This window comes from Haemophilus influenzae, from assembly GCF_003494325.1.
Lineage (GTDB): Bacteria > Pseudomonadota > Gammaproteobacteria > Enterobacterales > Pasteurellaceae > Haemophilus > Haemophilus influenzae_I.
In genome coordinates, this window is the sequence record NZ_QQIK01000001.1 from 345,596 (window position 1) to 363,985 (window position 18,390).

Consider the following 18,390-nt stretch of genomic DNA (forward strand, 5'->3'; position numbering starts at 1 on the left):
AATTAAATATGATAAACGCAATATTATTCAGCACTTCCGCTTAAAAATCCGCCACTTTGATGATTCCAAAGTTTAGCATATAAGCCATTGAGCTCTAGTAATTCAGCGTGCGTACCTTGTTCAACAATTTGTCCTTTATCGAGCACAATTAGGCGATCCATCGCTGCGATGGTGGATAAACGATGGGCAATGGCAATCACAGTTTTATTTTCCATCATCTTATCGAGACTTTCTTGTATTGCCACTTCTACTTCAGAATCCAGTGCGCTTGTGGCTTCATCTAACAATAGAATTGGCGCATCTTTTAACATGACACGAGCAATAGCAATACGCTGACGCTGACCACCAGAAAGTTTTACCCCGCGTTCTCCAACATGAGCATCATAGCCTTTTCTACCTTGAGCATCAGTGAGGAATGGAATGAAATCAGCCGCTTCCGCTCTTTCAGCAGCTAAAACCATTTCTTCATCTGTGGCATTAGGGCGTCCATAAATAATATTGTCACGAACAGAGCGATGTAGCAGAGAAGTGTCTTGAGTCACTAAACCGATTTGGCTGCGTAGGCTTTCTTGTTGCACATTGAGTACATTTTGTCCATCAATGGTAATTTCGCCTTGTTGTGCTTCATAGAAACGCAGCAACAAGTTCACGATCGTTGATTTTCCTGCACCAGAACGACCGATTAACCCGACTTTCTCCCCTGGTTTGATAGTGAGATTAAAGCGATTGAGCAATGGTTTTGTTGGATCATAAGCAAAGGTAATATCGTTAAACTTAATTTCCCCTTGTTTCACTTGTAACGGCGATGCTTGTGGTTTATCTACAATGGTATGAGGTTTGGTTAAAGTATTCATTCCATCGTTTACGGTGCCGATATTCTCAAATAATCGGGCTGATTCCCACATAATCCAACGAGAAAGCCCGTTTACGCGTAATGCCATTGCAGTTGCCGTTGCTATTGCACCCACACCAACTTGACCATTTTTCCATAAAATAATGCCAAGTATTGCGGTGCTTAATGTAAGTAGAATATTTGTAGCGTAAGTGAGCGTATCTAGTGATGTTGCTAAACGCATTTGAGCGTGTACTGTTACCATAAAATCTTGCATCGAACGCTTGGCATAAGTGGCTTCACGCGAGCCGTGAGAAAATAATTTTACTGTAGCAATATTGGAATAAGCATCTGTAATACGTCCCGTCATTAAAGAACGAGCATCAGCTTGTCGTTGTGCAGTTTTTGATAGTTTAGGAATGAGGGTTCGTAGGATCAAACCGAAGAGTATAATCCAAGTAATGAATGGTAATAAGAACCAAGAATCTAATGCCACTAGAACTACGCCAGAGGTAATAAAATATACCAATACATAAACGAACATATCTGCAAGTGTAAGTACTGTGTCACGTACTGCAAGGGCAGTTTGCATCACTTTTGCGGATACTCTACCTGCAAATTCGTCTTGATAAAAACTTAAACTTTGTCCAAGCATTAAACGATGGAAATTCCAACGTAATCGCATTGGAAATACGCCTTGTAAGGTTTGTAAATGCACGGCGGAAGCTAAAAATCCCCACACAATACTAATAAGTAATAGGGTAGCCATTCCAATTAATAAATGACCTTTTTCTTGCCATAATTTTTCAGGTGTAAATGTGCCTAACCAATCTACAAGCGTCCCCATAAATTGGAATAATACGGCTTCCATTACACCTGTACCGACGGTTAAAATCGCGAGCAAGAGAATCCAACCTTTCATTCCTGCAATACTAGACCAAATAAAACGGAACAAACCTTTTTTAGGTGTTGTTGGATTGCTTTCTGGATAGGGATTTAAACGGTTTTCAAACCACGAAAAAATTTTGTTAAACATATCTTTTCCTTAAAAAGAAAAGGCAACGCAGGTTGCCTTTTAGAAGTGCGTATTATTATAGCGCAAAAACGCATCAATTTATAGGCTGACAGATTTTCTGTATTGGCTTGGCGAAAGTTGATAGTAATTTTTAAAAACTTTACAAAAATGTGCTTCTGATTGATACCCCACTTCTAAAGCAATGGCAAGCACAGATTGTTGTGATTGTTTTAATAAAAACGCCGCAGATTGTAACCGCACTTTCGTGAGAAAACGTCCTGGCGACATACCAAGTTGTTGTTGAAAAACACGAATAAAGTTTGCACGAGACATTGTTGCAAGTTCAGCTAATTGTTCAATATGCCAATCATTTTGAGGTTGTTGTAATATTGCTATCAGTGCAGTATTTAATCGCTTATCTTGTAAGGCGAATAAGATGCCTTGTTCAATTAAATTTTGTTGAATGGCGTGACGTAAAATATAAATTAAAAGTACATTTGAAAGTGCATCAACGACGGATTTCGTACCCGCATCATTTTTTTGCGCTTCTTGTAAAAAAAGCTGTACTAAAGGATGAATTGTCGTGTCGCATAAATTTATATGTAAATATTCAGGCATTGATGCTGTAAGAAGCGCATCTTGTTGATAATAAAAATTACCGCAAAACATTTTTAAATCTGGTGTACCTCGTCCAATCTGATGTAACTCAAATAATCCTTGATGACTTTTTTTTGTAGGAATATCCGCTCTTTTATTTGCTGAATAATGCATAGAGTGCGGTTGATTTTGAGGAAGAAAAAAAATATCTCCCTCTTTTAAATGAAATTGTTTTTCATTTAGTGTAAGCCAGCACTCGCCTTGTTCAATAAGATGGAATATGCCTTTTCCTACATCCTTTTCTTGATGAGATATTTGCCATTCGCCTTGAAATTCACAGCGAATATTAATTTCTCCACGCACTTGTGCTAAATGGGTAAGTTTATCTAAATAGTCCATAATGAGATGTTAGCGATAAAAATTGAGATAAATAAGCAAGTATCATAATCTAATCCGCCTATAATTTGCCACACCAGTTGGTTATTAATTCAATATATTTAGGAGAACATTATGTTTACAGATTGGAAAGAACACACATCTCACGTTAAAAAATCATTTGGTGAATTGGGTAAACAACACCCTAAAATGTTACAAGCTTACCAAGCATTAGGCGCGGCAGCTGCAGAGGGCAATGTGCTTGACGCTAAAACTCGTGAACTTATCGCATTAGCAGTTGCTGTAACAACGCGTTGTGAAAGCTGTATTAGTGCACACGCAGAAGAAGCGGTAAAAGCTGGCGCAAGCGAAGCTGAAGTTGCTGCTGCATTAGCAACAGCTATCGCATTAAATGCAGGTGCAGCTTATACTTATTCTTTACGTGCATTAGAAGCATATAGCGTACAGAAAGCTTAATTACTCATCATTCCATAAAGTTAAGTTGATTAAGAGAAAGGGAGCATTTTTTAATGCTCCCTTGTTTTGTTAAGGCTGTGTTTTAATAATACACCACTCTATTTTTCAAGCTATGTCTCTCCTAAAGGGAATAACTCCGTAAATTGTCCATTTTTCTGATGATCAGTAAAAAACGGCAAACCGATCAAACGATAATGCGGTGTATCTTTTTGCAGGATCTTATCCTTCCCATATTCCACTGTGATTGATTTTAAAAAAGCTTCTTTCCACCTATCAGTTTCCACTAAATGTTCGCCTTTGGGTTCAATGAAAATTTGGTAATGCAAAAAGTCGTTCACACCATTGGAAGAAGATTTTTGTTTATCTTTCAGCAATAAAACAAAGTCCGGCATAAATCCTTCACCATCGGCAAAGTTATTCAATTTAAACACTTCTTCATTGCGGATTAAATGAACGTCATATTTAGATTTCAAATCGCCCAAACGCTCTGAAATAAATTGAATTAACGCTTCTTCCAAACTTGTTCCAGCAAAATTATCCATCACATACCAATCATTTTGCATGGCAATAGCAGTTTTTATATCATCTTTTTTGACCCATTTTTGTTTTGGCGTGCCGAAAATTTCCCACAATTTTTTAGGTGTAAATTCTTTTGTACCGATAAATGGCTTATCACTTTCATTCAAATGCTTTTCAACCATTTCCAAGATTTTCAGGCAGCCTGCAAGTTTATCATCCGGGCGAACCTGTTTGTCTTGCCCTAATCCTAAAAATTCAATTTGCCAGTCTTTCAACAAGTTATTTTGCAATTCATTGCGATTTTGAATGTCGAGCTTGCTTTGCAAACGGTTGAAATGGAATAAAGATTGACTATTTTTCCCTTTGATATGTAATGCTTTATTGAAAATGTGCCGCTCCATTTCACTCATTTTTATGGTTTGAGTAAAATTATTTTGTGTGCCGATTTGTCGGGCGGTTTCATCATTTTCATCGGCTGTAAATTGCGTTTCCTGCAACAATTGATTGCCGTGAATTTGGAATGAAAGCGTTTGCGGATTGGCTTTTAGGCTGTCTGCATTATTGGCTTTAGCATTGGGATTTTTTACTTTTTGATTTGCCCAAATCAATAGGTTTTTAAAAGTTTCATCATCTGCAAATTCAGATTTTAGTTTGAAGGTGGTTAAAACCTTGTCTTTATCGTTTTCGGGAATAAAGCCATCTTTGCGAAGTTCTGCTTTTAATTCTGAAATATAGCGAGATTGCTCATCGTGCGTGTAATAAAACAATTCTTCCAAAATACGCAATTCGTGTTGCATGTCATTGTCAAATTTGCGTTTATTCGGCTGTTTATCTTCAAACGAAAATGGAAAATAACGCACGCCACGACCAATCAACTGTTTTTCCGATACGGTAGCGGCAGCCGTTTTACCCGATTTTTTATTTGAACCGCCACCGTTTTGCCCTTCATACAAACGCACAATATCAAATAAATTCAGAACATCCCAACCTTCGGTTAATCTATCCACCGTAAAAATGGCACGGATCGGATTATCAGCCACTTCCAGATTGTTTAGCAATTTTTCGGTTTCGCTGTCGGTTTTTTCAGTTTTGGTTTTGTTGGTCTCGGAGTTGGTAATAATCACATTATGTTTTTGATAATTTTGTTTTACCCAATTTGCCAAATGCACAAACTCAAAGCCATTTTCCTGCATAAATTTTAAGGCTTGTTCGGTGCGGGTTTTGCCTTGTTCGTTGGCGTTATCGCTATCGTTTAAGCTTGTTGAAAATGTCGTTAAAAACGAAAAATCATCCGCTTGCACATTTTCTACCCAATTTAAAAATGCCAAATAATCCGCTTTTGATTCATCAATCGTCTTACTTCTAAACAACATCACAGGCTTGAAATTGGCAATGCCATATTTCAATGCGATTTGATGGCGATACCAGGCAAACAATAAAGCGTGCAATACTCGCTCTTTTTTGCCCAGTGTACTGGATACCAAATTGATTTCTTTGGTATAACCTTTTTGCAAAAATTCTTTTAAGCCAAATTTTGTGATGATTTTATCAGCGTATTTTTGTTGCACGTCAGCATTTTCAGGCAGTGTGGCGGTAAATTCCAACAGCACATTTTGGCTAGGATTGCCATTTTTATTGAGTAACAATTCCAAAACCATATGCTCCCAGCCTTTACGTTCAATTTCGGCATTGCTGGTACGGTCGTTCATTTCCTTTTCTAAATCTAATTCGCCTTGTTTTTTGCCTTTGGTTTGAGCGTTTAAATGGTGCGCTTCATCGCCCAGCATCACAAGGTTCAATTTGTGCAAATCCGCCAATGTGGTTTGGTTTTCTCGCTCGATGTGAATATCGTTATACAGTTTTTGAATGCTGGTAAATTTAATTTCAATGCCGTCTGAATGTGGGCTAAATGTTTCCACTTTGCGAATAGGAATTACCGTATCGCCCTGCAAAATCTTCTCGGTAAACAAAAATTTTGCGTGCGTCGGATCAATAAAATTATTTTCCGTTTTATCCACAATATTATTTTGATTGACGAAAAACAAAAAATGCCGATATCCTTTCTCAAAATAATACAAAATCAATGCCGCCATCATCATCGTTTTGCCTGCACCTGTTGCCATATTAAATAGCAAATGGGTAGGGCGGTTTTTGATATCGGGGAAGTCCTTTAATTTTGGAGTGCGGTCAAAAATTACAAAGTTTTCTAAAGCCGATTTTTGCCATTCAAAAAACGGATATTTTAAATTGCGTTCTACAAATTCAGGCAGCCTGTATTTTTCATCATCTCCGTCTTCCAAATACACAGCTTTGCGGTTTTCAATTACTTCAAACAACGTTTTATCATTCGCCATCTTTTTTCTCCGCTTGATGTTTTACCAATTGATAGAACGCACGGCTTAACGCTTTATCGTCATCATTTAAGCATCCTGCAAATTGTTCATCATCCATTTCGGATAATGAAACATACATTTGATTTAAATCTAACATTTCAAGCATCATTTGTTTTTGTTCGTCTAATGGCAAAGATTGAAATTCAGGTTCTTCAATAATTTGACTAAATTCCTTCACGCTGACGTTGTATTTTAGAAAATAGCGTTCGCATAATTCATCAAATAGTGTTTTGATGTCGTCTGAATTTTCACAAGCCAAAATTTGTTGTTTTGCAGTTTCGTTAAATGGAGCAAGCTCGGCATAGACAAACTCACCACCGCCTTGCCAATTCACGGCTTTGGAAATACCGCCTTGCTCGCCATCAATCACTTTTTTCAGGCGTTCAACGGCAAGCGTTTCAATATAATCCATTTGTTCAATGCCAATATATTGGCGGTTCATTTTATGAGCAACGGCGGCGGTTGTGCCACTGCCAAGATGGTAGTCTAGGACGATGTCGGATTCATTGGTTGCTAGTTTAATGATGGTTTCAATTAAACTTTCTGGCTTTTTACCATTTTTTAACTCTACATTTCCTTCTGCTTCTAGTCCTGTGGTATTTATATTTGTCCATAAATCGCATAAACTAATACTCAAATAATCTTCTGCAAACAAAACCTGCACTCGTGGTGCTTTTGCATCTTTTGAGTAATCTGACTTGACGATATACAATAATCTATCTCGTTTAGAAATAACTGAAAAAAATTGTTGTTGGCAATTTCCCTTTTTTTCATCTGCTAATTTTTTTACGCTACTACTAGCTGCTGTTCTTACAATTCTATACGCATTATCTAGTTTCCATTTTATAACTTCATTATCTTTAATATTTAATTGGGCTAATTTTTGATTAACTGAAATAGGAGATATTTTCTTTAAAAGAATATCAATTTCTTTTAAAGTATTACCATTTATTTCTTTATTTTCTGTTTGGCTATTTACTATTAAATCAATAAATTTTTTATCTTCTTGAGTAAAATTCTCTAAAAAAATATTGTACTCATCGTCCCATTCTGATTTTTGCTCTCTAATAGGGTTTAATTTTATATTTTTATTTTTATAGATAAGAATATATTCCTTTATCTTTGGTAGTCTATGCGATGTATGTGCCATTTTGTTACCTGATGGCTCTGACATTTTTACAGCAATGCAGTTTATAAAATTTTCTCTTGTAAAAGTTTCATCCAATAAAACTTTTAAATAAGCCTGTTCCTTATCATCGCATTGAACAAAAATCACACCATCATCAGCCAACAATGTTTTCGCAATTTCCAAGCGGTTTTTCATAAAAGTGAGCCAAGTAGAATGTGAAAATTTATCGTTATATTTAAAACTGTCTTCCCCTGTATTGTATGGCGGGTCAATATAAATCAACTTTACTTTGCCTTTAAACTGTTTGGCAAGCGAATGTAGGGCAATCAGATTATTGCCTTTGATAATGAGATTTTCGGCTGGCGTGCCGTCAAAATGGCGTTTGATTTCGCCAACGGGTTGTTTGCCATCTGCGGTGTGGCGAGAGAATTTTGAGAATGCTTTTGCGTCAAAAAGTCGGTCAATTTCATCAAAAGCAAGGGTTTGATTAAAAAAGATTTCTTGTCTTTTTCGGGTTAATTTAGTGTATAATTGGCTGGCTGGCTGGCTGGCTGGCTGGCTGGCTGGCTGGCTGGCTGGCTGGCTGGCTGGCTGGCTGGCTGGCTGGCTGGTTGTTATTGCGTTTAAAATAAATTTCTTCGCCTTCTTCGGTGCTTTGTCCGCCATTTAACACACAATCTTTAAACGGAAAATCCAACACAATATCCGAACTGTCTTTCAAAAAGCGGTTGCCGTCCGTCAAGCCAATGCGATTGGCGTATTTTGTGTAGGAATTATTGATGCGGTGTTTGTCCAAGAAAAAACGAAAATCCTGCAATTTAAACACCAAAACACCATTCACTTCCACAAAGAAATGGCGTTTTAAATCATCATTCCCCAATAACAAACCGATGATGGTCGGGTCGGTTTTTTCCACCAAATCCAACAGAATGTTTTTGGCTAAAATGGTTTTTTCTTCGTTTGCCCATACTTTTTCGTGTGATAGTAGGGCTTGGGTTAATTCGGTTTGAATGTCTGTCTTCATCGTTATCAATCCTCATAAGTCATTATTTTAATGTGCTATTACAAAGGAATAGCAGAGTGTTTAGGTATATTTATCGACCGTACAGGTTTAATTACTCTCTTAACCTGTTTTCTTTGACTAACCGAGGTCAAAAAATTTTGTTTATCTGCATCAGATTTTAGTGAAAGCATTAACACAGTATTAAAACACAGCCTTTGTTAAACCAAATTAGCATTCTAAAACTGTTCTAGTGCTTTTTTCACTGGGGCAAAGCTACGACGATGTTGCGGTAACGCACCAAGTTCAGCTAATTTTTCCAAATGTAATTTGGTCGGATAGCCTTTATGCTGGGCAAAAGCGTATTCTGGATATTGCTTGTCTAATTCTTCCATTTCTTGGTCTCGTGCTACTTTCGCCAAAATAGAAGCGGCACTGATTTCTGCCACAAGGCTATCGCCTTTTACGACGGCTTGCGCTGGAATATCTAAATCTTTTGGGATCTTATTGCCATCAACCAACACAAAGTGCGGTTGAATTTTTAAAGATTTTACCGCTCGAGTCATTGCCAGCAAGGAGGCTTGCAGGATATTTATCTTGTCAATTTCGTCAGCTTCAGCTCGACCTAATGCCCAAGCAAGGGCTTTTTCTTTGATTTCTTCAGCAAGGGCTAAACGTTTTTTTTCTGAAAGTTTTTTAGAATCAGCTAATCCTTCAATTGGATTATGAGGATCTAAAATGACGGCAGCCGTGACAACCGCCCCAACGAGAGGGCCTCGCCCAACTTCATCAACGCCAGCGATCAATTTATAGCCTTGTGGATATTCAAACATTTTTTGTTCCTTCTAATAAATCAATGACCGCTTGAGCCGCTTGCTTATCGGCATTGCATTGAATTTTTTGGTGTAAATCCGTGAAGTGCTGAATTAAAACATGGCGATTTTTTACCGCACTTTCATCATCTGAAAGATAAGCAGATAGTTTTTCAGCAAGCAATTCTGGCGTGCATTCTTCTTGAATCATTTCAGGAACAAGCATTTCATTCGCAAGCAAGTTTGGTAAAGAAATATAATCGGTTTTCACTAAACGTTTTGCTAAGAAATAGGTCAGTGGTTTCATTCGATAGCCAACTACCATGGGGGATTTACAAAGCATTGCTTCAAGTGCTGCTGTCCCTGAAGCAAGCAATGTTGCATCAGCTGCGATCATTGCTTGTCGTGCATTGCCATCAATTAAATGCAGGTCTAGATTTGGCGTAATTTTAGCTTTAATGGCTTCAAATTGAATTCGTCGTTTTTCGTTCACTAAAGGCACGAGGAATTGTAAATCTGGGAATTGTTCTTTTAATAATAAAGCGGTTTTTAAGAAAGGCTCAGCCAGAAATTCCACTTCTGAACCACGGCTTCCAACTAAGATTGCTAAATAGCGTTGTGCGGGATCAATCTGTAACGTTTGGCAGGCTTCGGCACGGTTTGGTTTGAGTGGAATAGCATCTGCCATTGTGTGCCCAATAAAACGGCAAGGCACATTAAATTTATCGTAAAAGGCTTTCTCAAAAGGCAAAAAGGCTAGAACTTGATGGGTCGCTTTGGCAATTTTATGGATGCGATTTTGACGCCAAGCCCATACAGAGGGGCTAACGTAATGAATAGTTTTAATTCCGTTCGCTTTTAGTTTAAGTTCTACATCCAAATTAAAATCAGGTGCATCAATGCCGATGTAAACATCAGGTTTTTCTTGCAACATAGTTTGAATGACATTTTTACGAATTTTCAACAGACGAGGAAGATGTTTCAAAATTTCAGCTAAGCCCATGACTGAAAGCTCTTCCATATCGACAAGCGTCTCACAACCTTCAGCCAACATTCTTGGGCCTGCAATGCCAATAAAGCGCGCATTAGGATAATGTGCTTTGAGCTGGCGTATTAATCCCGCCCCGAGAATATCGCCAGACACTTCTCCTGCAACAAGAGCAATGGTTGGATTTGTTTTGTTCATCAAATTTATCCTAAAAAATAACCGCACTTTGGTGTGTAAAGTGCGGTTGAAAATGGAGAAGTTTTATTAACGAATAATCCCACGAGTTGAACGTTTGAAAAATTCAACAAAAAAACTGATCGCTGAATCGGTTTCCGCAATTTGCTCAATTTCTGGTAACACTTCTTCAAGTGTTTTGCCGCTACGGTAGATCATTTTATAAATGTTACGGATTGCGTGCATAGTTGGTTTATCAAAACCACGACGTTTCAAACCCTCTAAGTTTACGCCAAATGGACGGGCGTGGTTGCCTTGTGCCATAACATAAGGTGGTACATCTTGGCTTACCATAGAACCGCCGCCTAACATAACGTGTGCGCCAACAATCACAAATTGATGAATTGCTGACATACCGCCAACAATCACGAAATCATCTAATTCTACGTGACCTGCAAGCGTTGCATTGTTTGCCAGAATACAGTTATTTTTAATTTGGCAATCGTGCGCAACGTGAACATTAATCATTAATAAATTGTTATTGCCAATAGCGGTTACGCCACAGCCTTGAATCGTGCCACGATGGATTGTCACGTGTTCACGAATTTTATTGCTATTACCAATAATGGTTTTTGTAGCTTCGCCTTTGTATTTCAAATCTTGGTTTACTTCGCCAATACTAGTGAATTGATAAATTTCGTTATCTTCGCCAATCACGGTATCGCCACGTACCACAACGTGAGATTTCAATACAGTGCGAGCTTTGATTTCAACACTGCCTTCAATAATACAGAAAGGCCCAATAAAAACATCTTCGCCAATTACCGCACCTTCTTCAATGAGGGCAGTTGGATGAATTTTTGCACTTGGGTGGATCATATTTACCCCTTAATTAACGACGAGCGCACATTAGTTTTGCTTCACAAGCGATTTCGCCGTTTACGGTGGCAACGCCAGTAAATGCAGTAATACCACGGCGTTCTTTAATCACTTGAACGTTTAATTCCATTTGATCTCCCGGTAATACTGGGCGTTTAAAGCGCGCTTCATCAATACCTGCAAAGTAGAATAGTTCGCCGCCTTTTAATTCGAGAGTTTTAAAGGCTAAAATGCCCATTGCTTGTGCCAAAGCTTCTAAAATTAAAACGCCCGGTAAAATGGGTTCGCCTGGGAAGTGACCTGTGAAACAAGGTTCATTGACGCTGATATTTTTAATCGCTTTTAACCATTCGCCTTCTTTAAAATCCAATACGCGATCCACTAACAAAAATGGGTAGCGATGTGGCAATAAAGTCATAATTTCTTTTGATTCGATCACTCTTGGTTGTTGTTCTGACACGTTGATACCTTACAAAAAATAAACAAATAAAATCTGTCGGATTATACGATATTTATAGCTAAAAATAAAACGTACTCAATATAGCCTAGTGTTTAGGGCGAATATCAATGGCAGGATCGTCATCTTTACGATATTTTTCATCAATTCGTTTTTGCAATCCAAAGTCATTTTTATCCGATTCGTTAGAAAATAAATCTTCTGTTTGCGTTAATTGAGGATTTTTAATTCCTATCCAATTTGCGATTCCTTCTAAGAAGTTTAAACCTGATTTAAACACCTTATATTCTTTGCGTTCCATATCATCTGATGAAATTTTGAATAGCGGAATATTATGATGTTCTCGGCTGAAACAGTTTTGATTGAACAAAAGTATATTGTTTTTTTCATCTTGTTGGTGGCACAAACCGTGATCTGAGAAATAAATCATTGAAAAAGTGCGGTGATTTTTCTTCACGTTTTCTTCAAGCTGATCATATACACGTTTTAAAAATTCGTCAGTTTTCTTAATAGATGAAACATAGCAATTTAAATAACCATATTTCGGATTAAGATCTTTATCATCAAAGATTTTTGGATAATCTTCGATACGATCGCAAGCCATTGGGTGTGAACCATAAATATGCAACACAATAAAACGTTTTCCTTGAACAGAATTTTCTAATACTTGGGCGAATTTGGGTAATAAATCAAAGTCACTAAAGTTAGTCGAATTAAAGCTTCCGCTTTTTTTCAAGAAAAAGGTTTCATCAGATTTTGATGCAAGGGATGAAACGGGCGTATCGAATTCGCCGAGCATCCCTTGATTAGAAAGCCAATAAGTTTTTACGCCTGCAGATTTGATGAGATCCACTAAACTCAAACTGTAATTGGGTTCCCATTTTTCTTTGTTAGGAAAGGTTAGCATTAAACGAAGTGAGGCGACGGTATTTGTTCCTGCTGAACGAAAACCATCAATCAACGTGCCTTTAGCGTTAGACATAAAGGGTGTGTTTTCTATTGGATAGCCGTAGGCATGGTGGTAATCTTTCCGCGCACTTTCTCCGAGTACAATTACATAATCATCATAGCGTGAATTTTCTAATGTTGATTTTCCCCAGTTATCAGATTGAGAAATTTGTTTTAGTTTTTGTACTTCATCTACAATTTTTAATGTGGAACTTACCGTTTCTTTAATCGGTTCAGCAAGCGGCATGTTGTAAGCAAAAAGCAATGTCGCCAAGGCAATAAATGTTTTATTACGATAAAATTTTATGCCAAATTTCACCGCACTTTTGTACTGAAGAAAAATCAAAATAGGAATGGCGAAAGCAATTAAGTAACTACTCACTGGGATTTGCAATAGAAATTCCTTCGTTTCTAATATATCTGTCGCGAAAAGTGAGGCGATATATTGATAGCTTGGAGGGCCAAAATTTAGCCCCGTAGGCGTATAAAAAGCATGTAGTAATGCAAGCGGTAGCAAAATAAAATAGAAGGATTTTTTACTGCTGCTTAATAAGAGAATAGTTATTGTCGCAAGCAGAATGAGAGCCACACTTGGTTCTGTAAACATTCCAGAACCGATTAAAATAAAATAACCTGCGAATGCGGCACAAATCACCGCAAAAAGTGCGGGCAAAATTTGGCTTGTTTTTTTCGTGTTCATCATTGTCTTCCCTGAAAAGAAAATGTTGCTATTATCCACCTTTCACTCAGAATTTCCATATTTAACTTCTTCACTCTTGAGTGGTTATTTTATAGAATAAGCCAATTTTTTAAGCCAGAAGGAAAAAACAATGAGCCAACCAATTTATAAACGTATTTTATTGAAATTAAGCGGTGAAGCATTACAAGGAGAAGATGGTCTTGGTATCGATCCTGCGATTCTCGATCGTATGGCTGTTGAAATTAAAGAATTAGTGGAGATGGGCGTGGAAGTTGGTGTCGTTCTTGGTGGCGGCAACTTATTCCGTGGCGCAAAACTAGCAAAAGCGGGGATGAATCGCGTGGTGGGCGATCATATGGGAATGCTTGCTACTGTGATGAATGGTTTGGCAATGCGTGATTCTTTATTCCGTGCTGATGTGAATGCAAAATTAATGTCCGCTTTCCAATTAAATGGTATTTGCGATACTTATAACTGGTCTGAAGCAATCAAAATGTTACGTGAAAAACGCGTAGTCATTTTCTCTGCGGGAACGGGAAATCCATTCTTTACCACTGATTCTACCGCTTGTTTGCGTGGTATTGAAATTGAAGCTGATGTTGTGTTGAAAGCGACTAAAGTTGATGGTGTGTATGATTGTGATCCTGCGAAAAATCCTGATGCAAAACTTTATAAAAATTTAAGTTATGCAGAAGTGATCGATAAAGAATTGAAAGTGATGGACTTATCGGCGTTTACTTTAGCTCGCGATCATGGCATGCCGATTAGAGTGTTCAATATGGGTAAACCTGGAGCATTACGTCAAGTAGTGACTGGTACTGAAGAAGGCACCACTATTTGTTAGTGAATGTTGAAAAGAATAATATTAAAGAAAATACATAATTAAATTAAGGGCTAAACTTTTAATTCATTGAGTTTAGTCTTTTTAATTTAAATAAAGCATTACGGCAGGAATGAAAGTTTTCGTAAATTCTGTTTAGTCTTCATAGTTGGATTATTTAGATATAAAAATCTGCACTCTAATAAGTGAGAAAGTTAATCAAACTTTTAGAATGCAGATTAATTTTTTATAAAATTTCAGTTTAAGCTACAGTGAGTTGTCCCGCATATAAAATAAAGAAACGTAAACAAAATACCCCAATTAAGTCAAAAATTGATACCAAGATAATAAAGTTACGGTTGTATTTTAAACGGTCATTTACAAACATATTGGCGATTAATGGGATCAAGATACCAATAATCAATACTCCAACCCAGAATATCGCTCCCCAAAAACCAGATAAGGCATTATGTAAGGCAACTGTTTTTTGTCCGCCACCAAAATGTAATCCAACGAAGAAACACACAATCAAACCAAGTTCTGTCACCATAATTGGCACTTCAAATTTGTGGATGAAGTGCGATTCGTGAGAATCACCTTTTAGTTTTCCTGCAATTAAGATAATTAAGAAGGTTGCAGCAATACCAGATGATGTGCCAGAGGCTAAGAATAATGCGGGTAATACGGGGTTATTTAACATTGGATAGCTAATCAATGCAGAAAGTAAGAACCCTGTGTATGCTCCAAGCACAGCAGCCAATATGAAAAGAATAACTTCGACTGGACTTACAATACGTTCTGCAATACCGATTAGTTTCATCACAAATTGCAGTTTTGGTATAAAGCGATTAATTAATGCTTCGATTTCTTTTTTGAAAATCACTACCCCCCAAATTACTAAAAATAACATATAGATTTGGAATAGCATGACCCCCATCGACATTACGGAGTTGAATTGATAGTTAAACATCAATTTCCAGAATGTCCAAGGTCGAGTCAAGTGGAAAATTAATAGCGTTAAACCAATTAATGTTGGTACAGACCCTAAAATTACCCCAGATCGAATAATCCAGTTTTGGCTTAGATTTTCTAGTTTATTACTGCGTTTATAGGCAATTGCTAACTGTACCGCACCAGATGAGATCCCCAATAAAAACAAGTAGATCGCAATGGTATAATCCCACACTAGATTAGGCGTATGAAATGGAACTGGATAATCTAACGTCATCTTCTAGGCTCCCCATGTTGGAATGGAATGTGATATAAGTTTGGTTGTGTACCTAATTCCACTTTAGTGCGATAAACCGGTTTTTCTTTCACTTTACGTGAAACTGCACTTGTTGGATCATTCATATCCCCAAAGGTTAATGCTTTGGTTGGGCAAGCCTCTACACAAGCAGGTTGTTTACCATTGGCTAGATTTGTATCGCGGCAGAAGTTACATTTATCTGCGGTACGATGTATTGGATGAATAAAACGTACACGATATGGGCAAACTGCTATACAGTATTGGCAGCCTATGCATAAATCTTTATGTACATCTACAATGCCAGTCTCTTTATCAATAAAAGATGCACCAGTTGGACAAACTGCTACACAAGGTGCATTTGTACAATGTTGGCAAGATTGACGAAAGAACTCGTATTCTTGATTTGGAAATTCCCCATAAGGTTCACTACGTAGAATCTCTAAGCGAGAAACGCCTTCTGGCACTTGGTTTACATCACGACATGAGTCCATACAGGCGGTACAACCGATACACGCATTTTCATCATGTATCATTGCGTAACGTTTAGGTTTATCCGCCTTGTCTTCTTTTGCAAAAGAAGGTAAAGATGTTCCCGTCATAAGGATCACAGCCCCCATGCCAGAAACAAAGTTTCGGCGTGAGCAGACTGTCATAGTTTATCCTTTTGTTTGATTAGTTTATCTTGTTCAGCTTTACGTTTTTGTTGTTCGCCATGACAATCTACACAAAGTTTAACGCGTTGTTTTGGTTGAATCCCCTTCATTGCATCTTCTTTAGGGTGAAGAGTATGGCAACTTGCGCAAGGCAATTTCATTGCGTGTACATCATGAGCCCATAATTTTTCACGAAGTTTGTCAGGTTGATGGCAAGCAAAACAAACTTGGTTTTGTTCTTGAACGGAATACATCGGTTTTTTATTACCGAAAATATCTCCTTCAAAACGCATAACATCTTTAGCACCGCGACGATGATTTTCGGAAATATTGCCGTGACAGCTTACACAAGTAATAGCTTTACCGTTATTTGGATTTTTCTTATCTAAATGTGCGCCGTGAAATTTACCAAAGTGGAGTTCGCCACCAGACCGATCTAGCGTTTGGTTTTTATCTATTTTGTCGAATTTATGGCATTTAGCACAATATTGATTAGGATCGCGTTGGTTATCTAATTGCGGTTCATAAGTAACATGATCCGCAGGTTTTTGTGCATCATCCGCATAAGCCAAAAATGGCGCTGCTACAAATGCCACAATTAACGCTAACGCTTTTGCAGATTTGTTGATTAAAGAAGTTAAATTCATTTGGGTTACCTCAAATTTGACCTTGAAAATCACCGCACTTTCCTGTTTGCACTAAAAAGTGCGGTGCATTTTTCATTTATTTTTGTGCTGGTGGATCAACTAATAAGCCTTTTTCTCTAGCTTGTTGCTCCCATTGTGGTACCACAGTTTTTAAGAATTCTTCTTTCGCTTTACGTTCTTTTTCAATATCAATACCCATTACTTTCCACGCTTTATCAGCAGTTGAAATATCTGGGATTTGAACTGGAGTTTTCACACCGTGTTTAGTTAAGATTACAGCAAGTTTAGTACGTGCGTCTGCTACTTTATCTAAGCCAGAAGCTAATACACGAAGTACTACTTCAGGCGCATGCATATGACCACCATGGCTTGCAGCAGTGTAATCCCAACGCCATTGAGCATGACGAATATCCATTAATGCTGCTTCCATTTCTTTTTTAGTTGCACCTGCGTCCCAAGCTTCTTTTGCTTCAAAGTGAGCTTTGACAACTTGGTCTTCTAAACGACCCATTACATCTTTCACTTCTTTTTTACGTGAAGTAACAATATCGCGTAATTTTTCTTTGCTTTGATCGTGACAATTTGCACAAGTGCTGTCAAATGCCTCAAATGGATTTTGAATTTGGTGATCGGTGTAAACTTTACCGTCCGCACCTTGTACTTTTGGCATATGGCAATCTACACAAGTTACCCCATTTTTACCGTGCATACCTAAAGACCAAATTTCAAAGTCAGGGTGTTGTGCTTTTAACATTGGTGCTTTAGAAAGTGAGTGAGTCCAGTCAGTGAAACCAATATCATCATAATATTTTTCAATATCATCTACGGTTTGACCATTATCCCAAGGGAAAGTTACTTGCTTGATGTCCCCTGCAAAATAGTATTCAACATGGCAGTTTGCGCAAATTTCTGCACGTTTTTCAGTACGCGCCGCCGTGTTGAAACTTAAATTGTTGTGTGGGCGACCTTCTGCTTTATCTTTTTCAGCAGTGGCTTTTTCTAAAGCATCAAGGGCGCGTAATACGTGTGGGCGAGCAATACGTAATGCTGGTTTGCCTTCAGCAAAATCTTTAGAGGTTGTGTCGTGACAGTCAGCACAGCCAATTGAGTTCACGATTTCAGGCCCTCCCTTTGCCCATTTCGCATTGAAATAATCTTTCTCACCCCATTCCGCGATTAAACGTGGAACATCAGGACCTTTACATGTCCAACATGCCATAGCTTGAGGGCCATCATTTGCAGTTTTTGGCGCACCTGTACGTAAAATATTACGCACATCTGTTACCGCATAAAAGTGACCGCGTGGTGCGTTATATTCTTTTGCAAATGCATAACCACCCCAAAGTACGATTAGGCGCGGATTTTCTTCATCAGCATAAATAATGTTTTCGCCATCGCCGTTTGCTGTAGAACGCCAGCTGTTATATTGATTTGGATATTTTTCTGCAAATTTTTCATTTACAGATTCAATTTTCAAATCAGGTTTTGCTGGTTCAACAGGTTGTTCTAATGGCTTATATACAAGCTCAGCAGTAGCTGAGTTAAATAAGCTTAAACTCGCGAAAGACGCTGCCACAATAAGGCTTTTTTTGAATGCGTTCACGATAATCACTCCATTTGTTGTAATAAAAAGGTTAAGTAGAAAGTTGAGAATTATTATTAATATCCATACAAAACGTAGATATATTTTCATTCAAGCGTAAGATACCAAAAGAAAAAAGTTTTT

The 18,390-nt window shown here is 37.8% G+C and carries 16 protein-coding genes; 2 read left to right on the forward strand and 14 right to left on the reverse strand.

Annotated elements, in window-relative coordinates; translation table 11 throughout:
* Window positions 1-23: 23 nt before the first annotated feature.
* Together DV356_RS01765 and DV356_RS01770 are read right to left on the reverse strand one after the other, a co-directional pair.
* A complete protein-coding gene (locus DV356_RS01765; protein ID WP_118802483.1) occupies window positions 24-1,868 on the reverse strand; it encodes an ABC transporter ATP-binding protein in 1,845 nt (614 codons plus the stop codon).
* Window positions 1,869-1,946: 78 nt separating this feature from the next.
* Entirely contained in the window at window positions 1,947-2,843 is an 897-nt protein-coding gene (locus DV356_RS01770; RefSeq protein ID WP_105897932.1) for a cupin domain-containing protein, read from the reverse strand.
* A gap of 111 nt (window positions 2,844-2,954) precedes the next feature.
* Between DV356_RS01770 and DV356_RS01775 the strand changes: the two genes are divergently transcribed.
* Complete coding sequence (locus DV356_RS01775) at window positions 2,955-3,296, forward strand: carboxymuconolactone decarboxylase family protein (RefSeq protein ID WP_005688340.1); 342 nt, start codon at window positions 2,955-2,957, stop codon at window positions 3,294-3,296.
* 110 nt (window positions 3,297-3,406) lie between these two features.
* Here the strand turns inward: DV356_RS01775 and DV356_RS01780 are convergent, their stop codons facing one another.
* The 8 genes from DV356_RS01780 to DV356_RS01815 form a co-directional block, all read right to left on the reverse strand.
* Window positions 3,407-6,169: a DEAD/DEAH box helicase family protein gene (locus DV356_RS01780; RefSeq protein ID WP_118806436.1), complete on the reverse strand. Its 2,763-nt coding sequence runs from the start codon at window positions 6,167-6,169 to the stop codon at window positions 3,407-3,409.
* The gene (locus tag DV356_RS01785) at window positions 6,159-7,967 is read right to left on the reverse strand and encodes a DNA methyltransferase (protein ID WP_239994842.1); all 1,809 of its coding nucleotides are present in this window, start codon (window positions 7,965-7,967) and stop codon (window positions 6,159-6,161) included. Before DV356_RS01785 ends, DV356_RS01780 begins: the two co-directional genes overlap by 11 nt.
* Window positions 7,858-8,361, reverse strand: a complete 504-nt coding sequence (locus DV356_RS01790) for a site-specific DNA-methyltransferase (RefSeq protein ID WP_118806438.1) — start codon at window positions 8,359-8,361, stop codon at window positions 7,858-7,860. Before DV356_RS01790 ends, DV356_RS01785 begins: the two co-directional genes overlap by 110 nt.
* A gap of 215 nt (window positions 8,362-8,576) precedes the next feature.
* Window positions 8,577-9,170, reverse strand: coding sequence for a ribonuclease HII (rnhB, locus tag DV356_RS01795; protein ID WP_118806439.1), 594 nt, complete (start codon window positions 9,168-9,170; stop codon window positions 8,577-8,579).
* Window positions 9,163-10,335, reverse strand: a complete 1,173-nt coding sequence (gene lpxB, locus DV356_RS01800; RefSeq protein ID WP_116945077.1) for a lipid-A-disaccharide synthase — start codon at window positions 10,333-10,335, stop codon at window positions 9,163-9,165. Before lpxB ends, rnhB begins: the two co-directional genes overlap by 8 nt.
* Before the next feature lie 66 nt (window positions 10,336-10,401).
* Complete coding sequence (lpxA, locus tag DV356_RS01805) at window positions 10,402-11,190, reverse strand: acyl-ACP--UDP-N-acetylglucosamine O-acyltransferase (protein ID WP_005647756.1); 789 nt, start codon at window positions 11,188-11,190, stop codon at window positions 10,402-10,404.
* Window positions 11,191-11,203: 13 nt separating this feature from the next.
* On the reverse strand, window positions 11,204-11,608 hold the full coding sequence (gene fabZ, locus DV356_RS01810; protein ID WP_005685437.1) for a 3-hydroxyacyl-ACP dehydratase FabZ: 405 nt from the start codon (window positions 11,606-11,608) through the stop codon (window positions 11,204-11,206).
* Window positions 11,609-11,735: 127 nt separating this feature from the next.
* Window positions 11,736-13,295 (reverse strand): phosphoethanolamine transferase, encoded by a 1,560-nt coding sequence (locus DV356_RS01815; RefSeq protein WP_005665917.1) that lies wholly within the window; start codon window positions 13,293-13,295, stop codon window positions 11,736-11,738.
* 130 nt (window positions 13,296-13,425) lie between these two features.
* On the opposite strand from DV356_RS01815, the gene pyrH reads away from it, so the two are divergent.
* Complete coding sequence (gene pyrH / locus DV356_RS01820; RefSeq protein WP_005651708.1) at window positions 13,426-14,139, forward strand: UMP kinase; 714 nt, start codon at window positions 13,426-13,428, stop codon at window positions 14,137-14,139.
* Window positions 14,140-14,377: 238 nt separating this feature from the next.
* Here pyrH and nrfD read toward each other — a convergent pair whose 3' ends face one another.
* From nrfD to nrfA, 4 genes are all read right to left on the reverse strand, one after another.
* Complete coding sequence (gene nrfD, locus DV356_RS01825) at window positions 14,378-15,343, reverse strand: cytochrome c nitrite reductase subunit NrfD (RefSeq protein ID WP_042593754.1); 966 nt, start codon at window positions 15,341-15,343, stop codon at window positions 14,378-14,380.
* A complete protein-coding gene (gene nrfC, locus DV356_RS01830) occupies window positions 15,340-16,017 on the reverse strand; it encodes a cytochrome c nitrite reductase Fe-S protein (RefSeq protein ID WP_040034623.1) in 678 nt (225 codons plus the stop codon). The genes nrfD and nrfC overlap by 4 nt, the downstream gene beginning before the upstream one ends.
* Window positions 16,014-16,664: a cytochrome c nitrite reductase pentaheme subunit gene (nrfB, locus tag DV356_RS01835; RefSeq protein WP_112119084.1), complete on the reverse strand. Its 651-nt coding sequence runs from the start codon at window positions 16,662-16,664 to the stop codon at window positions 16,014-16,016. The genes nrfC and nrfB overlap by 4 nt, the downstream gene beginning before the upstream one ends.
* Window positions 16,665-16,740: 76 nt before the next feature.
* Window positions 16,741-18,267 carry an ammonia-forming nitrite reductase cytochrome c552 subunit gene (gene nrfA, locus DV356_RS01840; protein ID WP_005651712.1) on the reverse strand — a complete coding sequence of 509 codons (1,527 nt, stop codon included), beginning with the start codon at window positions 18,265-18,267 and terminating at the stop codon, window positions 16,741-16,743.
* Window positions 18,268-18,390: the final 123 nt, after the last annotated feature.

Excerpts from the sequence above, each read along its gene's own strand:
- rnhB (WP_118806439.1), bottom strand. The coding sequence starts at position 9,170 with ATGTTTGAATATCCACAAGGCTATAAATTGATCGCTGGCGTTGATGAA.
- nrfB (WP_112119084.1), bottom strand. The coding sequence starts at position 16,664 with ATGAATTTAACTTCTTTAATCAACAAATCTGCAAAAGCGTTAGCGTTA.
- DV356_RS01770 (WP_105897932.1), bottom strand. The coding sequence starts at position 2,843 with ATGGACTATTTAGATAAACTTACCCATTTAGCACAAGTGCGTGGAGAA.
- nrfC (WP_040034623.1), bottom strand. The coding sequence starts at position 16,017 with ATGACAGTCTGCTCACGCCGAAACTTTGTTTCTGGCATGGGGGCTGTG.
- lpxA (WP_005647756.1), bottom strand. The coding sequence starts at position 11,190 with ATGATCCACCCAAGTGCAAAAATTCATCCAACTGCCCTCATTGAAGAA.
- fabZ (WP_005685437.1), bottom strand. The coding sequence starts at position 11,608 with ATGACTTTATTGCCACATCGCTACCCATTTTTGTTAGTGGATCGCGTA.
- lpxB (WP_116945077.1), bottom strand. The coding sequence starts at position 10,335 with ATGAACAAAACAAATCCAACCATTGCTCTTGTTGCAGGAGAAGTGTCT.
- nrfD (WP_042593754.1), bottom strand. The coding sequence starts at position 15,343 with ATGACGTTAGATTATCCAGTTCCATTTCATACGCCTAATCTAGTGTGG.
- DV356_RS01780 (WP_118806436.1), bottom strand. The coding sequence starts at position 6,169 with ATGGCGAATGATAAAACGTTGTTTGAAGTAATTGAAAACCGCAAAGCT.
- DV356_RS01815 (WP_005665917.1), bottom strand. The coding sequence starts at position 13,295 with ATGAACACGAAAAAAACAAGCCAAATTTTGCCCGCACTTTTTGCGGTG.
- pyrH (WP_005651708.1), top strand. The coding sequence starts at position 13,426 with ATGAGCCAACCAATTTATAAACGTATTTTATTGAAATTAAGCGGTGAA.
- DV356_RS01790 (WP_118806438.1), bottom strand. The coding sequence starts at position 8,361 with ATGAAGACAGACATTCAAACCGAATTAACCCAAGCCCTACTATCACAC.
- DV356_RS01765 (WP_118802483.1), bottom strand. The coding sequence starts at position 1,868 with ATGTTTAACAAAATTTTTTCGTGGTTTGAAAACCGTTTAAATCCCTAT.
- DV356_RS01775 (WP_005688340.1), top strand. The coding sequence starts at position 2,955 with ATGTTTACAGATTGGAAAGAACACACATCTCACGTTAAAAAATCATTT.